This is a genomic window from Paraburkholderia sp. EG286A (genome assembly GCF_040965375.1).
GTDB lineage: Bacteria > Pseudomonadota > Gammaproteobacteria > Burkholderiales > Burkholderiaceae > Paraburkholderia.
This window is the reverse complement of the sequence record NZ_JBFRCB010000006.1, coordinates 259,984-280,140: the sequence shown is the minus strand read 5'-3', so window position 1 is coordinate 280,140 and position 20,157 is coordinate 259,984. Positions and strand designations below refer to the sequence as shown.

Annotated in this window: 23 protein-coding genes and 1 riboswitch; of the genes, 13 read left to right on the top strand and 10 right to left on the bottom strand. The window is 60.4% G+C overall.

The window, feature by feature from the left end:
- Positions 1-130 precede the first annotated feature (130 nt).
- The 8 genes from AB4Y35_RS28260 to AB4Y35_RS28225 all read left to right on the top strand — a co-directional run bounded on the left by AB4Y35_RS28260 (position 131) and on the right by AB4Y35_RS28225 (position 5,987).
- Positions 131-406: an MbcA/ParS/Xre antitoxin family protein gene (locus AB4Y35_RS28260; protein ID WP_368706959.1), complete on the top strand. Its 276-nt coding sequence runs from the start codon at positions 131-133 to the stop codon at positions 404-406.
- Positions 369-932 carry a hypothetical protein gene (locus AB4Y35_RS28255; RefSeq protein ID WP_368706958.1) on the top strand — a complete coding sequence of 188 codons (564 nt, stop codon included), beginning with the start codon at positions 369-371 and terminating at the stop codon, positions 930-932. The genes AB4Y35_RS28260 and AB4Y35_RS28255 overlap by 38 nt, the downstream gene beginning before the upstream one ends.
- Positions 933-1,034: 102 nt before the next feature.
- Entirely contained in the window at positions 1,035-2,273 is a 1,239-nt protein-coding gene (locus AB4Y35_RS28250) for a helix-turn-helix domain-containing protein (RefSeq protein ID WP_368706957.1), read from the top strand.
- A gap of 36 nt (positions 2,274-2,309) precedes the next feature.
- On the top strand, positions 2,310-2,705 hold the full coding sequence (locus tag AB4Y35_RS28245; RefSeq protein ID WP_368706956.1) for a hypothetical protein: 396 nt from the start codon (positions 2,310-2,312) through the stop codon (positions 2,703-2,705).
- Positions 2,706-2,838: 133 nt separating this feature from the next.
- Positions 2,839-3,396, top strand: a complete 558-nt coding sequence (locus tag AB4Y35_RS28240; protein ID WP_368706955.1) for an HAD domain-containing protein — start codon at positions 2,839-2,841, stop codon at positions 3,394-3,396.
- A gap of 150 nt (positions 3,397-3,546) precedes the next feature.
- On the top strand, positions 3,547-3,984 hold the full coding sequence (locus AB4Y35_RS28235) for a hypothetical protein (protein WP_368706954.1): 438 nt from the start codon (positions 3,547-3,549) through the stop codon (positions 3,982-3,984).
- 141 nt (positions 3,985-4,125) lie between these two features.
- Positions 4,126-4,521 carry a hypothetical protein gene (locus AB4Y35_RS28230; protein WP_368706953.1) on the top strand — a complete coding sequence of 132 codons (396 nt, stop codon included), beginning with the start codon at positions 4,126-4,128 and terminating at the stop codon, positions 4,519-4,521.
- Between the two features lie 356 nt (positions 4,522-4,877).
- A complete protein-coding gene (locus AB4Y35_RS28225; protein WP_368706952.1) occupies positions 4,878-5,987 on the top strand; it encodes a serine protease in 1,110 nt (369 codons plus the stop codon).
- 141 nt (positions 5,988-6,128) lie between these two features.
- Here AB4Y35_RS28225 and AB4Y35_RS28220 read toward each other — a convergent pair whose 3' ends face one another.
- Positions 6,129-7,352 carry a hypothetical protein gene (locus tag AB4Y35_RS28220; RefSeq protein WP_368706951.1) on the bottom strand — a complete coding sequence of 408 codons (1,224 nt, stop codon included), beginning with the start codon at positions 7,350-7,352 and terminating at the stop codon, positions 6,129-6,131.
- A 399-nt stretch (positions 7,353-7,751) separates the two neighbouring features.
- Between AB4Y35_RS28220 and AB4Y35_RS28215 the strand changes: the two genes are divergently transcribed.
- Both AB4Y35_RS28215 and AB4Y35_RS28210 read left to right on the top strand, forming a co-directional pair.
- Positions 7,752-8,420 (top strand): hypothetical protein, encoded by a 669-nt coding sequence (locus tag AB4Y35_RS28215; protein ID WP_368706950.1) that lies wholly within the window; start codon positions 7,752-7,754, stop codon positions 8,418-8,420.
- A 206-nt stretch (positions 8,421-8,626) separates the two neighbouring features.
- Positions 8,627-9,250: a hypothetical protein gene (locus tag AB4Y35_RS28210; RefSeq protein ID WP_368706949.1), complete on the top strand. Its 624-nt coding sequence runs from the start codon at positions 8,627-8,629 to the stop codon at positions 9,248-9,250.
- A 13-nt stretch (positions 9,251-9,263) separates the two neighbouring features.
- Here the strand turns inward: AB4Y35_RS28210 and AB4Y35_RS28205 are convergent, their stop codons facing one another.
- The 3 genes from AB4Y35_RS28205 to AB4Y35_RS28195 all read right to left on the bottom strand — a co-directional run bounded on the left by AB4Y35_RS28205 (position 9,264) and on the right by AB4Y35_RS28195 (position 11,087).
- Positions 9,264-9,698, bottom strand: a complete 435-nt coding sequence (locus tag AB4Y35_RS28205) for a hypothetical protein (RefSeq protein ID WP_368706948.1) — start codon at positions 9,696-9,698, stop codon at positions 9,264-9,266.
- 245 nt (positions 9,699-9,943) lie between these two features.
- On the bottom strand, positions 9,944-10,171 hold the full coding sequence (locus tag AB4Y35_RS28200; protein ID WP_368706947.1) for a hypothetical protein: 228 nt from the start codon (positions 10,169-10,171) through the stop codon (positions 9,944-9,946).
- Between the two features lie 148 nt (positions 10,172-10,319).
- Positions 10,320-11,087, bottom strand: coding sequence for an Abi-alpha family protein (locus tag AB4Y35_RS28195; RefSeq protein WP_368706946.1), 768 nt, complete (start codon positions 11,085-11,087; stop codon positions 10,320-10,322).
- Between the two features lie 102 nt (positions 11,088-11,189).
- Here AB4Y35_RS28195 and AB4Y35_RS28190 point away from each other — a divergent pair, with 102 nt between their 5' ends.
- Entirely contained in the window at positions 11,190-11,525 is a 336-nt protein-coding gene (locus AB4Y35_RS28190) for a hypothetical protein (RefSeq protein WP_368706945.1), read from the top strand.
- Positions 11,526-11,743: 218 nt separating this feature from the next.
- Positions 11,744-12,106, top strand: coding sequence for a hypothetical protein (locus AB4Y35_RS28185; RefSeq protein WP_368706944.1), 363 nt, complete (start codon positions 11,744-11,746; stop codon positions 12,104-12,106).
- 314 nt (positions 12,107-12,420) lie between these two features.
- Here AB4Y35_RS28185 and AB4Y35_RS28180 read toward each other — a convergent pair whose 3' ends face one another.
- From AB4Y35_RS28180 to AB4Y35_RS28170, 3 genes are all read right to left on the bottom strand, one after another.
- Positions 12,421-13,269 carry a tetrahydrofolate dehydrogenase/cyclohydrolase catalytic domain-containing protein gene (locus AB4Y35_RS28180; RefSeq protein WP_368706943.1) on the bottom strand — a complete coding sequence of 283 codons (849 nt, stop codon included), beginning with the start codon at positions 13,267-13,269 and terminating at the stop codon, positions 12,421-12,423.
- A 168-nt stretch (positions 13,270-13,437) separates the two neighbouring features.
- Positions 13,438-13,521, bottom strand: a riboswitch (ZMP/ZTP riboswitch).
- Positions 13,522-14,240: 719 nt separating this feature from the next.
- Positions 14,241-14,828, bottom strand: coding sequence for a hypothetical protein (locus AB4Y35_RS28175; protein WP_368706942.1), 588 nt, complete (start codon positions 14,826-14,828; stop codon positions 14,241-14,243).
- Positions 14,829-15,621: 793 nt separating this feature from the next.
- Complete coding sequence (locus AB4Y35_RS28170; protein ID WP_368706941.1) at positions 15,622-15,852, bottom strand: hypothetical protein; 231 nt, start codon at positions 15,850-15,852, stop codon at positions 15,622-15,624.
- Positions 15,853-16,261: 409 nt separating this feature from the next.
- Here AB4Y35_RS28170 and AB4Y35_RS28165 point away from each other — a divergent pair, with 409 nt between their 5' ends.
- Entirely contained in the window at positions 16,262-17,248 is a 987-nt protein-coding gene (locus AB4Y35_RS28165) for a LysR substrate-binding domain-containing protein (protein WP_368706940.1), read from the top strand.
- Positions 17,249-17,560: 312 nt separating this feature from the next.
- On the opposite strand, the gene AB4Y35_RS28160 is transcribed toward AB4Y35_RS28165, so the two are convergent.
- The 3 genes from AB4Y35_RS28160 to AB4Y35_RS28150 all read right to left on the bottom strand — a co-directional run bounded on the left by AB4Y35_RS28160 (position 17,561) and on the right by AB4Y35_RS28150 (position 20,156).
- On the bottom strand, positions 17,561-18,013 hold the full coding sequence (locus tag AB4Y35_RS28160) for a hypothetical protein (RefSeq protein WP_368706939.1): 453 nt from the start codon (positions 18,011-18,013) through the stop codon (positions 17,561-17,563).
- Between the two features lie 71 nt (positions 18,014-18,084).
- A complete protein-coding gene (locus tag AB4Y35_RS28155) occupies positions 18,085-18,594 on the bottom strand; it encodes an NADH-quinone oxidoreductase subunit B family protein (protein WP_368697353.1) in 510 nt (169 codons plus the stop codon).
- On the bottom strand, positions 18,594-20,156 hold the full coding sequence (locus AB4Y35_RS28150; RefSeq protein ID WP_368706938.1) for an NADH-quinone oxidoreductase subunit C: 1,563 nt from the start codon (positions 20,154-20,156) through the stop codon (positions 18,594-18,596). The genes AB4Y35_RS28155 and AB4Y35_RS28150 overlap by 1 nt, the downstream gene beginning before the upstream one ends.
- Position 20,157 lies beyond the last annotated feature (1 nt).

Here is a 20,157-nt window from a genome sequence, read left to right as displayed (position 1 = left end):
ATCCGCCTTATCACGGGAGAACGGTGGGGGGCGGAACAGGGCGGCGGGTGGCGTGCGACAGGGCACGCCACCCTGTTCAACGGGCGAGGCGTGCGACTCTCCCGATGCCGACCGACCGGAGAGGCTTGAGATGACCCAGATCGAAACGCTGGCCGCGCAGGTGTCCGGACTGTATGCGGCCCTCGAGGAGTCGGGGCGCCGGGCGATTGAAACGCTGCGTCAGACCGACGCCGCCCTCGCCGATGGACTTGTCGGGGCGTTCGAATCGGAAGCAGGCGCGGCCGCCTGGCTTGCCAGCCGGACGACCGGATTCGGCGGGCGCAGCGCGCTTGAACTGCTGGCGCAGGGCGAGCGTGCACAGGTGATGCATGTCCTCGATCATCTGCGATATGGCCTCTGCACGTGAACAGAACATGACCGATACAGGCTTTCATGGCGCGTTGCTCTGGCCACTGCCAGCCGAACCGCAGGGTGGTCCGGGCAGCCGCTATTTCATCGATACGGAATTCACCGACTTCCGGCAGTGCCAGCTGATCAGTCTTGCCATCGTCGGTGAGAACGGCAACGAGTTTTACGGCGAACGTACTGACTTCGATCCGGCGTGGTGCAGCGAATTTGTCCACGCAGTGGTGCTGCCGCAGCTTGGCCAGTTCGAGGGGCGCGCGATGCCGCTTGAACAGCTGCGCGAGGCGCTGCGCGCGTGGATGGTGAGCGTGCCGGGCGACGCCGCGCCGGTGCTCTGCTACGACTACGAGACGGACCTGAACCTGTTCCGGTTCCTGCTGGGCGGCCCGCTGCCGCGCGGCTGGCGGATCGAGAATATCGCGGGCCATCGCGACCGGGAGCGGCGTGCCGCGTACTTCGCCCGCCATGGTGGCGAGCACCATGCGCTGCATGACGCGCGGGCCAACGCGTTCGCCTTTGCCGGCTGAACATGCTGTCGCGAGATGCGGCTGTTCGAGGGCCGCGGTTTTTGCAATCGGACGCACGCGTCCTTTCCATGAATATTGCAGGTAGGCAGGCGGGAGACCGGAATGACCAGGGAGCGTGAGTGGATTCCACGACCCGATGCACCACAGATTGCGAAGCGTCTGCGTGAGCGGCGGGAAGCGGTGGGGCTGACGCAGCGCGAACTTGCACGCCAGGTGGGCATGGCCGAATGGACCTATGTGCGCTGGGAACTGGGGCGGTTGCCGGGCTCCGTCGCGGAAAGGGTGGTGCGAGCGCTGGAAGCGGCCCTGCAGGTACCAGAAGGATGGCTGCTCGGTCACGACGTGCTGCCGTTGCCGGAGCCCGTGTTCGACGCGGCCAATGTGCAAGTCTGCGGGAGCGGCCGTGATGGCCTGCCGGCGCGGATTCCCCGGGCCAAATGCGAGGAACTCGGCCCGCACGCACGGCGCCTGCGCGAGGAACTTGGGCTCCCGGTTGCGGAAGTAGCGCGCGCCTGCGGCGTGTCCCCTCCCACGCTCCTGCAGTGGGAGCAGGGGACGTTTCCGAAAGCGCTCACGGCACACCACCTTCGCGCCTGGGCGCGTGCACTCCTGCTTGCGCCGGAGCAACTGCTGGCGCTTCCCGTGCCGCATCCAGGCGTGCGCGATGGGCGGTGGCGCGTGGTCATCGAGGCCGAAACGCTCGAAGACGCCATCCATCGCGTCGCGCAATGCCTGGCCACCCGCGGGCGTAACCTGCTCGGGCCGGAACAGCCGCTGGACAAAACAGCGAGGCGGAATGCGGACCTGCTCGCCCACCGCTATGGCATTGGCGCGCACCGCTGGCCGCTGGTCGACGTCGCCGTCTCGTACGGAATGGCTGCCACGCATTTGCGCCAGACGGTTGCAGGCCTGATTACACGATCGGCACGGTTCGCGTTCGAGATTCCGGTGCTGGAAGTCATCGTGAAGGCGGGGGGCTTTTCGTTAGCGACCGCTGCCACCGATGTGCGCGTGCGTGGCCTGCTGGGGCCGTCGCTGTCGATTGAACGTGCCGCGGCCTTCGCCGGGGAGATCCTGTCCCGCCGGATCGCCGGTGCCGATCCCCGCATGGCGGTGGCCCGCGCGCAGCACGCCGGTGACACCAGCGAACAGACCGCTGGCCGCGGACTTGCTCCTGAAGCGGAGGAACCTGACTTCGGCAGGTCGCGGCCGGCAGAGGCGACTGTTTCCGGACTCGCGGCCGACAGGCAGGCGGATGCAGGGCTGAAAAAGAGCGCGGAAGCCATCGAAAGCTGCAGCGCTGACGCGGAGCAGCACGGGCTTCGACAATTGAAGATGTAGCGGCTTCCGCAACAGAGGGCGCGGAGAAAGGGAACGATGCGTGAAGAACTGTCGAACATCCTGCGGGAAAGATATCCGCGCATCTTCGCCGTCAGCCCGCTCGTCTCCCGCACGACGGACACCATGCCGACGGTGTTCTCCCTGTGGGGATTCGAGTGCGGAGACGGCTGGTTCGACCTGATCGATGTGTTGTGCACGGGACTGGAACTCGCGACCACGCACGGCGCGCCACAGGTTGTCGCGGCGCAGGTCAAGGAAAAGTTCGGGACGCTGCGCTTCAGCGTCTCCGGCGCTGACGTGCGGCAGCGGGCGATGATTGAACTGGCGGAAATGATGAGCGGCCGGCTGTGCGAAATATGCGGCAAACCCGGACAGACGCTGAGCACGGGCTGGGTGCAAACCCGATGTCCGGACCACTCGAAGAAGGGCTGACCAATGGCGTCGCGTATGTACCCGGCCCTTCCCGGTCAGGAGGACGCCCGGCTTCGCCATCCTTTGCCCCGAGAAGCCGTGCACGCCTCCGCGACAATTTGAGAACCGTATTCATGATGCCTGGGATTGACGCTTGAGCAACGAATTAAGGCCGCAGATGCCCGTTCTGGACGAGCCAGCGCCAACACTCTTCGTGGACTACGATGGAGCGCTTCATCGCGGCCACGCATTGCTTGACGAAAATGGCGGGATATCCCTCGATACAGGAAACCCGCTGTTCGAATTTGCGCCGCTGCTGGTCAGCCTGCTCGAACCCCGGCCCGAGGTCAAAATCGTACTGACCACCTCCTGGCTCAGCAAACTGTCTGTTGAACAGGTGATTTCATACCTGCCGGCGCAACTTGCGAAGCGGGTCGTGGGCACCACGCAGGGCTACAGGGCACGGTTCGGCGACTGGAAGATTGGCATCGCGCGCACCTATATCATTCGCACGTACGTGCTCAAACATCGCCTGAAGAACTGGCTGGCGATTGATGACTCTGTTTACGGCGCACGCGATCTGAGGACCGACCTTCTCGATCTGGAGTCGCATCTCGTACTGCTCGACTCCCGACGCGGTATCGGCGACGCGCAGGCACAACAACGGATCCGGGACTGGCTCGCCAGAGTACATGATGCTGGCAGTTTGTGAGTCGACCTGCGCAATGCTGCAGGGCACGCGTCCTCGAGGCCTTGACCTTGGACTCCCAGGCAGTCGTCGCGGTAGCAAAAGATCACGTTGCAGGTACGGCGCATGGACAGCGCCGGGCCTGATGAGACGGTCACCAAAGAGGAGAGGTGGATGCTTCGAGTCACCGTTGAGTTGTTTCCCGGAGGACGGGAAAGCGAAAAGCACGTCATCGCGACGGCGGACATCGCGCGGGTGAGCGACGGGGCGCTCGCGGATTACCGGGTGACCCTGGAAGATGCGGTACTCGGGGAGGTCGGCGAGCGCGCCGTCGTGCGCAGTTATCCCAGATGGGCGGACAGCGTGTGGGACCTCGTGGCCCGCGGCATTTCTGCCGCGCTGAATCAGGATGCCGAAGCATTGCCCGCCCGGCCGACGAAACCGCAGGTGACGGTTCACACGAACGACGCAGGCTTTCGCTACGTGCGTCTCAATGAAATTCCTGAGCCGACCCGAACCTTCTTCGACCGGAAGCTCGCCGGTTCGGGCATTCCCGATCACGGCTGCGCTTATGCGCATGACTGGTTCGACTTTCTTGGTGGACATCGCTGAGGCCAACACCTGACGTAGCCAATACTTTGAGAGCCAAGAAGTGTTGCAGCGACTACAGGACATTCCCGGGAAACAATATCTGCTCCTTACGTCGGAAAGCGGGGGCGCTACCGGGAAGTCGATGCTGAATGAGGAGGCGAGATGCTGGACGCACTTGAGCTGGGCGAGACGATCAAGGAGTACCCCGACCAGATCGCTCGCATGATGGCGTGTCTCAGCCGACTCGGGCGAACTTGTACGGATCGTGGTGTCGCTCTCGCCTGGGCGAGCTATTCGGACAGCCTGTGCGCTGCATGGCTGATGCTGCCGGAAGACGACGATATGTTAGCCCAGACGCTGCTCGAATACCTGCCTTCCGGTGGCAACGAAGCGATGCTACGCTATCAAATGACGCTCGTTTCTTGTGACGACGGCACGGGCGACGCGTTCCTGGAAATCCCCTCGCGGATTCTGCGGGATCTAGGGTGGGGCGTGGGGGATAGTCTGCAGATCCATGCCGGGGATGACGGGACCTTGGTGCTGCATCACGTTCCATAGGCTGGATTGTGCGAGGCTGAGAGGCTTCGGCATACACGTCGTATCAAGCCAGAAGAGCCCCTGTTTCGGTGAATGCTCGCGGAGCACCCTTGAGCGAGGTGGAAGGCTCTTGTCGACCCACACCGGCCGTTACGGACGGGGTCAGTCAAGCGGCGGCTTTGGCGTGGTCAACAGTCATACGCTTTACCCATCGATCTCAAAGCTCAGTCGTCGCCACCGGAAGGGCGTCGGAAGTAAGGTCCGAGACTTGCCGGTGCGCTCGACCAAGGAACTGAACTCGTCCAACGAGGTAGGCAATGAGCATGTAGGTCGCAATCCTGTAGGATGTTGTTGATCTCATACTCGAGACGGGTATTATGTGGAACCGCTACGCAGCGCTCGCACTTTTCTGCGGTGTTTCGGTCATATGCCGTGCCGCAGGACAGTTGTCCGAGCCGTCGAGTGCGCCTTCCGTCGTACTCACGCCATCGACGCCTCCAGCACAAGACAGACAGCCGCTCGATAGCTTGCGCGCTGAAGTCGCAGACATAAAAAAGAAGGTTGAAAAACCTCCTAAGGACAACTGGGACAAGCTAGCGGCGGTATCTAATCTCATCTCCGGCGTCGTGGTCGCGATCCTCGGGTTCTACGCTACGAACGTTTACAACCGTCGTCAGAAATTGTCGGATGAGAGGCGCAAAGATCAAGAACTGCGGATCGCGCAAGTTCAAACGGTCGAAAAATTCTTCCCACACCTCTCCTCGTCAGAGGAGCGCACGAAGAGTGCCGCACTTGTCGCGATAGCGGCATTAGGAGATGAGGAACTGGCGGTGAAATTGGCGAAGTCGCTTGCAGGACCGGGCGCTACGAGTGCCCTCGCAACAATTGCTTCGACTGCAAGCGCTCCGGTTGCAGCTAAAGCTGAAGCAGCGTTACGCGACATATTTTCCTACCTGAAGTCTCGCGTCGTACGAATCTATCACGAACCGAGCTTAGCGACAGGGTTCATATGTGCTGATGGCCAAGCCGTCACCATGGCGTACTTAATCAATGAAGGCTCATCCAAAGCAGTTAGGATCAAATTGCCAAACGACACCGTAGTCAACGCCGTTGTGCGTGGAATTGACAAAGAGCGAAATCTTGCTCTTCTGTCTTTTCCGCCAAGCGAAGCGTTCGATGCACCACCTCCGCTTAGCCTATCAAGCCCCGAGCCTGGTGAACCAGTAACAGCCATCATCATCGACCAAGGAGGGACTGTCACTTTGCGAATTGGCAAAGTGGTCGGCTTCATACAGAGCGCTGGATCTACTCGGGTTCAAACTCAAGTCCAACTTTCCGTCGAGCCGGGCGCCGGTGGCACCCCCGTCGTTGACAAGGGAGGACGTCTTATTGGCCTCGTTGAGACTAGATCGACCACTGACGATTTGGTAACTTTGGTATCAGCTCACGACGTTTTCGAGTTCGTGGATCGATTTCGATCAACATAACCCATCTGATGAGCCCGACAACGACGTCGAACGACTGCTCACGGCTTCGGACTCGCCGCACGGACGTCCGCGCAGGCGAATAAGCTAACGACAGCTCATGGCCGACCGCGGGCATCAATTCGCCGATCCACCAGTGAATCTCTAGCTGTCCATACCGCGTAGGCGGAGCCGAAGTGCGTTCACCAAGGCGTTGCAGGTGCGCAGCAGCCATGCGAGTTGTTCTGCATCTCGCGCGGCCCCATCTGCTTGTGCTTCGAACTTAACGCTGAGCCGTCCTGCTACGCGCTCGCCATCCTGTCCTTCGTTGATTTTGAACCGAATCGGCTGCCCGACTTCCTGTTCTAGCGCAGCTTGGTCCTCAATGAGCGCTAGCAACGCTTCCCGCCCGTCCGCGCCCAGGAACTTGACGAACAGGCCCGCCGTTCCCGGCTGCTCCCGGTAGGCGACAAGCCCTTGCACGGGGCCCGGTAAGTCCAGGCGGACGAAGTTGTTCCCGCCGTGTCGGGGCGGCGGCTGGTCCGGGTGGTCGAACTTCACCTGCTCGATGAATTTATCCCAGAACGCGCGGTTGTGGAGCTTTGACGCGCTGATGGCCTTCTGGTGAACCGCGGACTCCAGCGCGGGCGCAACTTCGTCGAGCGCAGTTGTGCGCTCAAGCGGCACGCCGTCGGGGCGCACCAGTACCTCACGCTGCACGACTTCGGTGTGCAACGGGACAGACGGCATGAGAAGCGTGCGCCCGACCCCATCGCGATACGTGCGGATTTCGACGAGCGCGAGTTGAGACAGCACGCCGCCCTTCGCGGCCAGCAACCGGCGCAACGACTGCAAGTCGCTACGAATGCCGTCCCCCGCTATGGCGCAGAGGAAGTCCCCGCGCTCGAGCGACCGGTTCACAGCGTCGACGAATGCGCCCTCGTTCAGTTCGGGATGCACGGCTTTGACCGCGGCGAACATGGGATTTCCCCCAGTCAGGCCACGCGCTTTCTTGAGACGCGCTTCCAGGTCGGAATATGTCCACTCAGAAAGCAGCGATGCATATTCGAACAACTGCGCAATGACTTCGCGGCGAGCTTCGGGGTTGCGCCACAACTTGCATTCGACGAGCACGAGTCGGCCGGTCGAGGAAACGCCCAGGATGTCGAGGAATACGCTTGAAGAGCCATAGCGCAGTGGAAGTTCGCGGCAGAGTGGCACGAAGCTCTCGCCGTGGCCGAACATCTCGGTCATGGGCAGCAGCGCAGGTAGTTCAAAAATCCGCTCTTGCAGCCAGCGTTCGTTGTGACCGTTGCCGGCGGTCAGCGCCACTGGCTGAAAGGCCGCAGGCGAGTCTGAAGTCTGCTCGTCGTAGAGGTAAGTGGTCATGCACGGGTCTCGTGGTTCTAAGCCGCCCTGTGTCCAAGCGTGCACGGGCGAATGTTATAGAAGGAAACCGCCGATTGTACGGCTTCGCGACGAGGCCTCATTGCGCAGCTTGCCGCTGCGCGGATTCGAGCTGGTTTATGTTTTTGGGCTGCACGCTGTAGCGCATGCGGTGGACCTGATTGACGCTGGTCGCTCTTCGACCCTTCTCGGCCGTTCGCAACGCGCTTGTGCTAAAGGCGGCTTTCCAACCCGGAACCGCCGGTCGAACGCGCGGTTCGCCGTGGCGCCCCCCGAGACGTGTCCGCTTGCGCAAGTCCAGTTGCGTTACCGCGGAGCGATGCGATCGAATCGAGCTAAGATAGCCGAAGCGGCCAGCGCACCTCTAATTCCCGGATCATCGTGCGAAAAATTCCAACGTCTGTAGCGGGCAACTCGATAAATATTGAGGGTATCCCCGATGCTGTTCGGGTCGTGGCCCTCCGTGGCTCTCATGCCAAACGGTTGGCAGATCTCGCGCTTCACCGTAAGGATCTTGCATTTGCCGATGATTGCCTCGTCTCGCTAACCACCGTACCCGAGGGTAGCGACGTCATTCAGGAGGCCCTTTGGCGCAGCGCTATTGTTCATTTCTTCAAGTGTTTTGGCGATGGTGCGCGCTTCAAACTGTCGCCAAACAGAATTCTGCGAGGTGAAGACCCTAAAGCCATGATCGTCTTCAGGCACTTCGAAAATCTGAGGAATAAGCACTTTGTCCACGACGAGAACAGCTACCTTCAATGCATACCTGTGGCCGCGATAAACGATGGATCGAAGGCGTACAAAGTGGAAGAGGTCTTATGTGTTTCTTTGATGGGGCTTACTCTGGAGCAGGCGGCTTTTGACAACTTCCGGTCGCTTGTGATCAAAACCCGGGAGTGGGTAGAGGTGGCATACGATGATCTCACTGCGGAGATAAAAAGGCAGCTTGAGGCGGAGACTTACGCCGCACTTCTGGCTATGCCAGCGCCGCAAATAGCGGGCGCCGAGCCGAGTAGTGCTGGCGTGAGGCGACCCACCGCATCGCGTTGAAGTGGCGCGGAAACGCAGACCCGTTGTCGAAGAGCAACGGTTCAATGTGACCGCGACTACGACGCTCTATGCGGCAGTGCAAGCGTCGTTTTCGTCTACCGCGACCTGTAATGAATGGGCGCGTCGCTGCCGCTAGGTCAAAGTGCTGCCGTCCTTCGCGATGTTGGCGATGCTGGCATCGCGATGATTCCACACTGGGGATAACGATGGATGGGAATGCAACAGTAGACGCCCAAGATCCGCGCAGCCTCAGACACCTCGATTTGCGCGTCAATCGCATCCCATTCTATGTCCAAGGCGTACAGGCGGCCCTAACCGCGCTTGCGCTCCAAAAAATGCATCATCCGTTGGACCGCATTGAGATTCGCGTCGAGGGCAATGACGAGCCGGTTCACAGCACGATTCTCGTTGCCTACACGCAGACCGTTTCCAGCATGGCGGCAATATATTCACGGTTGCTCCTCGAGTTTCTGGGGCTGAAAGTAGGCGGCAGACCATCCGCACTACTGCCGGTCGAAAAGCGGCGCCGCGGCGATATAGGGATTGAGAATTACCAGCGGGAGGACGGTACGCCATTCGCCAAGGTGGCGGCGTCGATTGTGGAAGACTTCCCTGACGCTCAACGAGTAAGAGAGGCGTGGATTATCACGTGCGACTTTGCGGGGCAACGGCTGGCTCATCCTACTGACGACCTCAAGGTCGAAGATATCGATGTGACGCCGATGTTGCTGCGCACGTTCGAAACGCTCCCGGAGCTGGTGACACGCGTCTTTCTCGACGAGGCCGTCGCTCCCTGGGGTCAGGTTGATGCTGGTACCTCACGATCCTGAAGACAATCTTTCGTTATGCGGCCGGCAGGTTGCGAAGTCGCTCGCAAAACTCCGCGTAACTCAATGGAATGCAGTCATCGCCTTGCGGAAACCGCCGCCGACTCCGAAGGTCTTCAGACACACACCAATTAGCGATTATCACCGCAACGTCGACGATGAACGCGTCAGCGGCTTGCTTGGAGTCGCCCTTGTGCTCGTCAAAGACTTCGCCAGTCCCGATAATATCGCCGGCGCACATGATGCCGGCTCGCGCAACTGCGTGTCCGATGCGAGTGACAGGGAACAAGGCCGGGAAGGCCTTAGGGCGCTTGTGGAGTTCTTTTGCTACTTGACGCGGCATTAGGACCTCGACGCGCTTTTCCTCTATGCGCGTCAGTACCAAAGCGGTTGTGTCGGCATCGCCTTCTAGGCGGTCGTAGATGTTCGAATCGAAGAAGATCGTAAGCATGCGATGTTCCATGTTCTCGACCAAGGGTTCTTGCGGTCGACAAGATGTAGATCGGTGAGCTTGATGCCGACCCTGCGTGGTCCATCTATGACGAAGTCCAGCTTGTCGCCGTAGGCCAATTGCTCATCGGGTAGCTGGAAGTCGTTCCGAAATGATTCGAAGAATCGAAATTCGCGCTCTTGAGCCTTGCCACGCCCCATCGCCGATCTCACAGTTGGTGGTTATTCGTGACCACATCTGAGTTCTTACGTGAAGAGCGCCACAATCTGAAGGGCGAAGCTTGCGGTCAGCAAGATGAGACCGCCGCGCTGAAGCCTCAACCGCTGTCGATTGCTCCGCGCTGTCTCGTCGGCCATCGCTTGGCTGGTCCAAGTGGATACTGCCTGCAGGCCGAACGTACCGCGATACATGAGGATCGTTCCGACTACGCCAGCGATGGCGCCAGCAAGGTTGACGCATTTGTCGACAGTCATGATCCCCTCCGTTGTTTTTCGGGATGGTCAGAGTCCGCGCGACGACAGCGCCAGACTAGCCATTTCGGTCGAGTACGGTATTTCATGCGTGCCGCATAGATCGCCAGCTTTAGAGAGGTATTTGCCGCAGCCGCGCGCCATTCCAATCTCAAAGGCGCCTTGAGGACGGCGGTGAGATTTCCGTGGCAAGCGGCGTCAACTTCTCGTAGAAGTCGTACGGGTCGCCCGTAAAGCCTTGGGTTCGAGCGAACATGTTGAGGCATAGTGCGGTAGGCGTCAGGCTGGCAACCGGGGGCGTACTGTGGAAATTGAATCCACTCCCCAGTACAAGGAGCCCCATTCCGTGCAGATGGTCGAGTGCGATGTCAAGCTCGCTGGCGCTCTCGATGCCCGTGACCTTACGTAGCCCGTCAAGTGGGACCATCTTCTGCGTGTCGCCGAGCACGAGGCGATGCTCGGACACATGGATTTGTTCGCCCTTGCAGACGAATTCGACAAGCCTCGCCTCACTTGCGGTCAATTGGTCTAGCAGATTGATGAAGGTTAGGTTGCTGTCGTCCGTACCGCTGGGCGTGCATGAACTCGCAAAGAGCCCGGCCCACATGTCCTGCAAATGGTCTGCATCAACCCAGGAGCTTTTTTCGATGATCTTGCCCGCAAGGCGTGGGTGAACGTGAACGGGGTCGGTGCTGCCTTCTTGTTCCAGCCTAGCTTTGGCTTTCTCAATAATCCTGACGGCGTTTGCCGCTCTCCAGCTTTTGACTTTGTCCTGAAGCAGGAGGCCGAATTCCTCGGCGACTGGCATACAGACCTTTCCGAGAAAAGCGCCGACGCCAGTCATCGCTTTGTCAGCCACGATCTTGGTGGTTTCGGCGAGCGCCTTCGCGCCCAACGGATCGAGATCTTCTGCACCCATGCTGGCCCCTTGGTTTGATTGTTTGAACCCGGTCGATTTTACGTGACCTGACGGGTTGTTTTCCAAGTTAGGATTGCAGATCCGAACCCACTGGACTTGGAAATGACACGCGCCGCTCGGATCGTACTGCAAGACACACGGCACGCAATCAGAGAACACAGCGACACGTTGCAGGCAGAGGCCTTCCGCGTCAGCTGGTTTGGCATCGTCGGGCTGCTTCGCTCCGTTGGCCACGTGCTCGATAAGGTCGACGCAGAATCGTCACCCGAGATGCGCCGGGCAATTCGCGAGAAGTGGTCCGAACTGACTGCAACCCGCCCGGAGCCAATGATCTTTTGGGGATTCATCGAGGCCGAGAGAAACCGCTTCTTGAAAAACTACGAACACGGTATCGAGCGGACTTTGACGATAGCGAGCTCTCAGCCGGGGGGCTGGTAGTAATCGATCAAGGTAATGCGCGTGGGGGCATGGTAGTCCCCGAGCGCAAGCTTGACTCCTTTATCGCGAGCGGGCCGTTTGCCGGTCGGCCCGAAAAAGACGTAGCGTGGGAAGCACACGCTTGGTGGATGCGGTATCTCGACGAGACCGACGAACTTGCTTCCTCGTATCGGCCGGGATAAACGGCGACCAGCATTCTGAACAGGGGCTATCAGTCTATGGCTGAGTTCGACACCGATGCGGAGATCGAAGCGTGGATTGCCGCCAACGGCGGCATCGATGCCCTTCGAACGGTCGTGGGCAACGGCCAAATGCAAGGAAGGCGAGCTGAGCGGGCCAAAGCATATCTTCAACGGCGTGACGCCAGAGAGGTCGCCGACCTTGCCCGCAGAAATGTCGATGCAGTCGAGCTTTCCGCCTCAGCTGCTGAAGACTCAGCACGGGAGGCTAGGCGTTCTGCGGATGCGTCTGAGCGCGCCGCGGATGCCGCCGCAGCCTCGGTAAAGCAGGCCCGCATCGCTTGGATCGTCGCGCTCGTCTCGGTGATCGTGGCTGCAGCCATTGCGCTGTTCAAGAAATAACTCTTCCATTCACAGTTGCCCGCGCTCATCCGCCGACCTATGCTTTCGCGGAAATACAACGAACGAGGGACTCACCTTACTGGGCTTGCCTGAGCGGGAAATTCTGGCGGAGAGAGGGAATCTGTCGCGAGCGGTCTCGACCACTGACATGATGCGCCGCTTCCGGAAGGCCTGCTGACCACTGGGAAGCGGTCTCTCAGATGGTCGAACTACCATGATCGAGAGCGGCTGCTGATGGGCCGATAGCTGCCCGATGCGATGAGCCGTAGCCGCCCCCCAGGCGGTCGCCCCGGCCTCCCCGAAGCGGAGACCCTTCAGGCGCTCCCCGTCGCGCGCTCGGCTGCGGTCACCGTCTGTGAGATGAGCGTCGAGATCGTCATCGGGCCGACGCCCCCCGGAACGGGCGTCACGGCGGCACATCGGTCCAGCAGGCCGCCGGCGTCAATGTCCCCCATGCCGCCGACGTGGTATCCGGCATCGATGACAACAGCCCCGTCACTGATCCACCCACCGGGAATGAAGCCGGGCTTGCCTACCGCGCCAACGATGAGTTCCGCGCGCCGGATCTCCGCTTCAAGATTGACGGTTTTCGAGTGGCACAACGTCACCGTCGCGTTGGCATTGGACAACATCAGGGCCATCGGCTTTCCGAGGATCGGGCTGCGCCCCACGATAACGGCGCGCCCGCCTGACACATCAATCCGGTAGTGAGAAAGCAGGCGCATGATGCCGGCTGGCGTGGCAGACCCGAAAGCGGGCTCGCCGAGCGCCATCAACCCGAAGCCGTGGCTGGTCACGCCATCGACGTCTTTCGCGACAGCGATCCGGTCGAAGCAGGCGCGTTCGTCAACGTGTGCCGGCACCGGATGCTGGAGCAGGATGCCGTGGACGTCCGGATCCGCATTCAGCTGGTCGATCGCTGACAGGACGTCCTGGGTGGTCGCGGAGGAGGGCAGCGTGATCGCGCGCGAGGCCATGCCGACCCGGCGGCATGCATTGCCTTTCATGCGCACATAGGTTGCCGACGAAGGGTCATCACCCACGAGGATCGTTGCCAGTACCGGTGTCTGGCCTCCGTTTCTCTTCTTGAGCGCAGCGACGCGTTCAGACAGTTCGCATTCGTGGAGTGCGGCCAGTTTCCGGCCATCAAGCAGGGTCGTCATGCAACCTCCCGCTGCGCAAATCCGGTCACCGCCTGTCCGGAAACAGGCACATGCGGGCAGACGCATCCGGAGGGCGGGAGAGCCGGTGAGCGCGGTTCACAGGGCGGGCAAGGCAGGCATAAACCGGAGATACGGGCATGGATCATGGGAGGTCTCCAGAGAGGACGATCACGATGCCCAGGCGAACGGCGGCGCTGCGTTTACGCTCCCCGATGGTGCTCCATCCGTTTTTCGCCAGTCATGCAGACGCCGTATCTTACCGCACCCCCGGGGATCGCGACCGGTTCGGTCCGGCACAACGGGCGCCACGGCTGCGGAGCTGGCGGGCCGGCGGCCGTGGCAGTCCGGTCGCGGCCACCGGTCGGTCGCGTCCTGTGTCGCCGTGGTTTGCCGGTCAGGGTGGGGCGGGGTATGCAGCGTGGCCGCGATAAGCGGCGTTATCGCCTGATGATGTATAGGAACTCGAGGGATCGGATCGTGCGTAAAGTTGCGAGGACCAACGTGCGGTTCGATTTCTGCCTCACGACTGATGTCTCGCCGCGTCCGGCGTTGCCTCGGGATACCGATCGTGTGATTCGTAAAGCCGAAAAGCGGCGACGCTGGCGGCTATTCTTGTCATTACCTCCGCGCTCGCCCTCGGATGAGACAATCGCAATCTCAGCGATTCCGCGGGCTCTTCGGGCCGGACCCGGCGCGGATTGGCGCGCATGAAACCGCTGCGCTTGCCACGACCACGGGTCATCAATGAATGAGCGATTTTGCGAGGGATTCCTGCAGAAAAGACATCGAGGACAATAGACCTCTTCGACGGGAGTCACGGCAGTTGCCTCGATAGTCGCGTCCATCCTAATCTCAGTTCGGTTCAATGCAGTCAGTTCCCGCGCGGTCTCCGCGAGAGTTTAGGATGATCGCCGAGCTCGGATTGCGGGCCGGGTGTGCCATATGGTCGTGTTTGTCCATGCCGCTCACGCCTAGTGAGTTTTCAGTATGACCAGATCTTTCGAGGATGGCGCGGTATAGGTTGCAAGCAACAGATTAGCTTTCGAGTGCATCCAAGCGACGACGGTTGACCCGGATTGCAACTCAATATTCGTTACATGCAGATCAGCAATGCTGCGAGGAGCGGACAACCGGTCGCGCGCCGACCGAATATGCTGAAGTGCTTCCAACACGCGGTCGTCCGGCGCAAAATCGTTGGCATTTAGGTGGGATTCGTGCGCCGCTGAAAAAAGCGCCTCAACTAGACCCACGTCCCACGCGTCGTGCGTGCGGGCAAGCTGGTGTAGCGGAGAATCCTCGGTTTTCCGTGGATCGACATCTCTCCGTGAAAGCTCGTCTAGAAACGCACGGGGCAGTCCGCGCTGCCACGCGACGTCCCGAAGGCATCTGTCCGCTGCCCGCAGATATTCGATCGCAGAATATACAGCTCGTCGTCGAATCGACTTTTCTGGTGGATTGGTGAGCACTTCGCAATATGCGGTATCTACTTCCGCACGCAATTCGCCTAGAAGTGCGCGAATCTGGACGAGGCGCGCATGGGGCAAAGGGTCGGCAGACATGGCGGAACTCTCCCAATAAGCTGGGTTGTACGTGTTCTGCGGGTCGCCGCGCGAAGTAAGTGGAGAACAGGGCGACTGACCGCAGTTTAGCGCTTTCCGTTGACCTTGCGCGTAGCCCTTATCTGCCGGAAAGGCGCTGGTTCCTGCCATCGGAGACTCTTCTGGCGTCAGCGTCGGTGGGCTGCTCCAGCGTCTCCGCATTCAACCGGTCGAAGCGACGGATAAGATACAGTTCTGAATACTGCAGTCGCTACAAACTGACGCGCGCTTTGATATGCCGGGCCGGAGATAGTAGAGATTGAGCGGCAGGCAACGCTGTCATGAGCTTGCGCGCGGTGCGCCTGGATGGTGGTCAACGCCATTAGGACTGTGGTGCCTTTTAGCACGGTCCGAAGGCCGGTTGGAGCGAAGTAGAGCTACCGTGAGAAGCGCGGGTTATCACGGACCGCCGACTTCCGGTATGTACGCCGATAGGGAAAACTCCCCAGCCCCATTCCGAATGTTGGTTTTCGGGAGAGTATTAAATCCTTGATTCCCGGTGTAGCGCCTCTGTTCTGCGAAGAGGGGCACCACCGAGTTGAGCGTTTCTACTGTTCAGTTTTTCTTTGCTTTCGGCCAAAACCAGATGACATGAATGCCGTCGTTGCAGGGCTATCAGGGCAGCTAGCGTTTTGGTATGTCGATTCCTCTGAACCTTGCGTGCGCCCTCTGAAATAAGTCCAGTACAATCGACGGCCCGAGGTCGGCGGACGAACACGACGTTAGAACTGGTGTCTTTAGCGGTCGCCGCGCCCTATGCCGCACGCTTGGTACGGTTGATGACCAGCGGCCAGCGCAGGAATATCACGTTACTATACATATTGCTTTTGCCGATCCCGGTCATTCCGATCCATTCCGGGAGTGGACGCGCGACGTCGGCCGCGTTTCTGTTTTTCGCCATCCATGCGTCGAGATAGTTTGAGAACAGCAAATCGAAGTCATGACCTGTGGGACTGGGGAGCGCTTCAATGAAGGGGTTGCTCATTTCGTTTGCCTCTGGGACGGGATCTGCCCTCGGTCTATTTGGCGCTCTTTTTCGGCTTTTCGCCAGCTATCCTCGATAGAAGGGACCGCTGGCTGGGTTTGCCTAAAGCCGCTATCTTCCGATTGTGTTCGGAATGCCGAACACACTGGAAGTGATATGGTTGAAAGCTGTGACGGACGGAAATTATTTAAGTAAAAAAATCCGCCAAGAGGGAGGTTCTTGACCTAGGATTCGGCCAAGAATGGAAGCTATTTGAGTAATTTCTTGGATGCTAATCCAGTTCCTTTACACCATCAGATGGAATGCAGGAAATGCCGGTTAACCCGGGCGGCGCACCTTCCGACGTAGAGTCACTGCCCCCAGGGGCTAACCAGGCGTGGATTCACCACGCGGGGCGAGGACCGCACATTTGAACCAGATCCATGTAATGCGCATCTTCCTGCGCGTTGCGGAAACGCAAAGTTTCAGGCACGCTGCCCAGCAACTGAACGTGTCGAACGCGCTGGTTACCCGGTCGATCGCCTCGCTGGAAGCACATCTGAAAACACGCCTCATCAACCGCACAACACGCAAGGTTTCGCTCACAGAGGCGGGCATGCGCTATGTGGATGGTTGTCGCACGCTGCTCGAAGAACTCGACCACCTCGAAGGATCCCTGGCAGGCATCGGGCGCGAGCCCAGCGGCACGCTGCGAGTTGTCGTTACGAGTGCGCTGTCGCCGCAGTCCCTCACGCAGTTGCTCGACAGCTACCGGCGCCGATATCCGAAGGTGCGTATCCGGCTCACGGTCACAGAGCGTGTGCCGCGACTCGTCGAAGACGGCTATGACGTCGGTCTGCTCGTCGCGGACCCGTCGACGCCCGGCGAGACCGCGGATACTGATGTCAAGGAGTTGTCGTTTGCGAGTCAACGCCTCGTGCTATGCGCCGCGCCGTTTTACCTGACGACACACCACGAACCGCACCATCCCGATCATCTGGCGCTGCACGCCTGCCTGGCGACCCCTGCGGACCAGCGCGGTTCTGCCTTATGGCATTTTGTCGACACTGAGGGCAATGAGGAGTCTGTGGCGATCGAGCCGTCATACATGGTCGACAGCCCGCTACTCGTACGGCTTGCCGCGATCGCTGGAATGGGTGTCGCGATACTGCCCGAATCGCTCGTCGCCGACGACTTCGCCATTGGCAACCTGAGGCGCGTTATGTCGACGTACAAGATCGACGATTGGCAGCCGAATGTGTCGCTCGTGTATCCGCGCCGTCAGCATCTGCCGGCAAAGACGCGCACATTTATCGAACACGCGCTTGAACGCGCAGGCGCGATTGCACCGCTAGTTTCCGGCGACGCGCAAGCGGTGGTGCCGCGGGAGACGCATGCCAGACGTGACGCTGCGTGAGCAGGGTCGGCGCGGGCATTGAGACCTGCCTATGGTCGCGATCAATACTGTTCACTGGAGTGACCGGCTCCTGAGCAACAAGCGAAACCTGAACGTCTCGGCGATGGCGCGCGCGAATGACTCGTTATTGGCCGGCTTTACTCATTCACGGAAGCCGCCCGAAAGCTGCCGTTGAGGACTTAAACGGCAGCACGACAGAATCTTCGTTGGACTGCTGGGCCCAGGAACGGACGTTTGACATGGGATCACCGGTGCTGGGGTGAGCATTGCAGAGGCGCAAACATTGCTGCCTTCGCTGCAGGCGCTCCACGGTCAGTCAATGTATCGTCCGCTAAAGGCCCAGGCGAGCATCACAGCCAGCGCACTGAAACAGCACAGCCATTGCGTGACAGCGGATCCAGTCCCGAACTCGGGGTTCGAAATCAGCGTGGTCTGGATCGCCAGGCCGAGAAGCGCACCTGGTTCCAGATGGTGCGTCCGCTCGATTCGCAGCCAGTACATCGAGAGCAGACTGGCCGACCAGCCGGAACCGACCAGGAGCCAGTCGATCACCTTGAAATCAAACGACCTGGCGGGATTCCTTGCGACATTCATGGCGATGTGCGAAATCGAAACCGTCACAACAAGAACGGCCAGGGCAACAAACCACGTCGGGTAGCGAAGCAGAACGGCAAACAGGAAGCCGAACATCGTGACGAGTTGAGGCCATGCCAGGCGCACGAGTGCGAGGCTCGCGCGCAATTCGTCGAAATCGTCATCATGCATTGAGCGCGTCCCGGTGTGTGGAGGTACGGCACGGCGCATACCCGCCTGGATGTCGATCTTCCTGAATTACGCTAACGTGCCCGGCAGGCCGTCAGGATGCCCCGCAGCAAATCGATGGGTGGTGGTGGACAACCGGGGATTGCCACATCAACCGGCAGGACCGACGAAACCGGGCCGCATACGGCATAGCTGCCGGAAAATATGCCGCCCGTGCATGCGCATTCTCCTGCCGCTACGACGAGTTTCGGGGCTGGCGTTGCTTCATATGCCGCAAGCACGGCCGCCTTCATGTTCAAGGTCACGGGCCCGGTTACGAGCAGCAGGTCCGCGTGGCGGGGGCTCGCAACGAACCTGATCCCCAGACCTTCGATGTTGTAGTAAGGATTGCTGAGCGCGTGGATCTCCAGTTCGCAGCCGTTACAGGAGCCCGCGTCAATCTGCCGGATGCATAGCGCGCGCCCGAGGAGATCGAGTATTTCCCGACGAATCTCTCGCTCCTCGTGTCGCCATGCATCTTCCACTGTCGGTGCTGGTTCGTCCGGAAAGCCGGAGCGCGCGAATTGCCGGATAAGCTGCCACATCAGAGATCGTGCCCCGCGTAGTTCAGGTTGAACGACTTGTTGATCAACGGAAAATCAGCAACGATGTTTCCGATGATCGCGTGCTCGAGTGCTGGCCAGCCCTGCCACGATGGATCGTGGCAATGGCAGCGCGAAACCACATCGCCGGCGTCGACCTCGAGCGTGACAAACACGTCGCCGCGCCACCCTTCCACCCAGCCCGTACCGCGCGACGGTGCGGTGACCGGCTTCACGTCGACGGCAACGGATCCGGCAGGAAGGCTGGTGAGCAGTACACGTATTACCCGCAGGGACTCGTCGATTTCGGCAAATCGCACGGCGACGCGCGCCGCGACGTCGCCCCGCGCGTCGCTCGCAGCCTTGACGGCCACATCGTCGTACGGAGCGGGTTGCATGGCCGCGCGCAAATCGAATGTATGACCGCTGGCGCGAGCGGCCATGCCGCGCACGCCGAAATGTCCAGCGACGTCGGCAGTCAACCGGCCGGCACCAGCAAACCGGTCCTGCAATCCCGACTGGTCCTCGTAGATCTTGCGCATAATGCGGGCTTCACGCTCGATAGCATCGCACTGCTTCACCAGGGCCGTCGCGGTCTCCGGACGGATGTCGACTGACACGCCACCCGGTACGATCCGGTCCATCAGATAGCGATGCCCAAAGGCGTGCGCGTTCATCCGTGTCCAGTCCTCCTTGAGCCGTGAGAACTGTGCGAGTCCGAAGGCGAACCCGGCATCGTTGCCGAGCGCGCCAAGGTCGCCCAGATGATTGGCAACCCGCTCCCGTTCCAGCAGGAGGGCGCGCACATACAGCGCGCGGTTCGGTACCGTGACACCGCACGCCTGCTCAAGCGCCATGCAGTATGCCCATGTAAACGCAACTGTCGAGTCGCCTGCGATCCGTGCCGCGACCCGATAGCCACCTGAGGCCGGCGTTCGTTCGAAGAGCCGCTCGACTCCCCGGTGCACATAACCTAGACGCTCTTCAAGGCGCAGCACCTTTTCCCCGACGACCGAGAAGCGGAAGTGCCCCGGCTCGATGGTGCCGGCGTGGATCGGCCCGACCGCGATTTCGTGCACGCCGTCTCCCGCGACCTGCACGAAGGGGTAATCCGCCTCGCTGGACTCGAACGTCTCGACGCCGGATGCCTGTCTTTGCAACGGGAAATAGTCAGCGGGCCAGTTGCCGTGATTGAGCCACGAGCGGGTGTCTTGCGCATCACGAGCCCGCAGGCCGGTCAGATCGAAGATTGCGCGCTGCATGCGTGCCGCGTACGGAAAAATGGCGGCAAGATCAGGGAAGCTTCCACCGGGCTGTGGGCTACGCTCCGTCGCAAGACGCACCCACAGTATCCCGTCTTCACATTCGTACGCCGCGTTTGCAGAAAAAAGCCCGTCGGTTGCTTCGCAGCCCCACATCGTGATGAGCCGGCCCTGCTGCGAGTGCATCATGTGAGCGACTTCGCGCCACCGTGCTTCGTTCACCTCCACGATGGCTGCTGGAATCTGTCCCACTGCGTGCGACAGCCGGATCGCGCCTTCGATCTGTGTCATACCAAGTCGCATG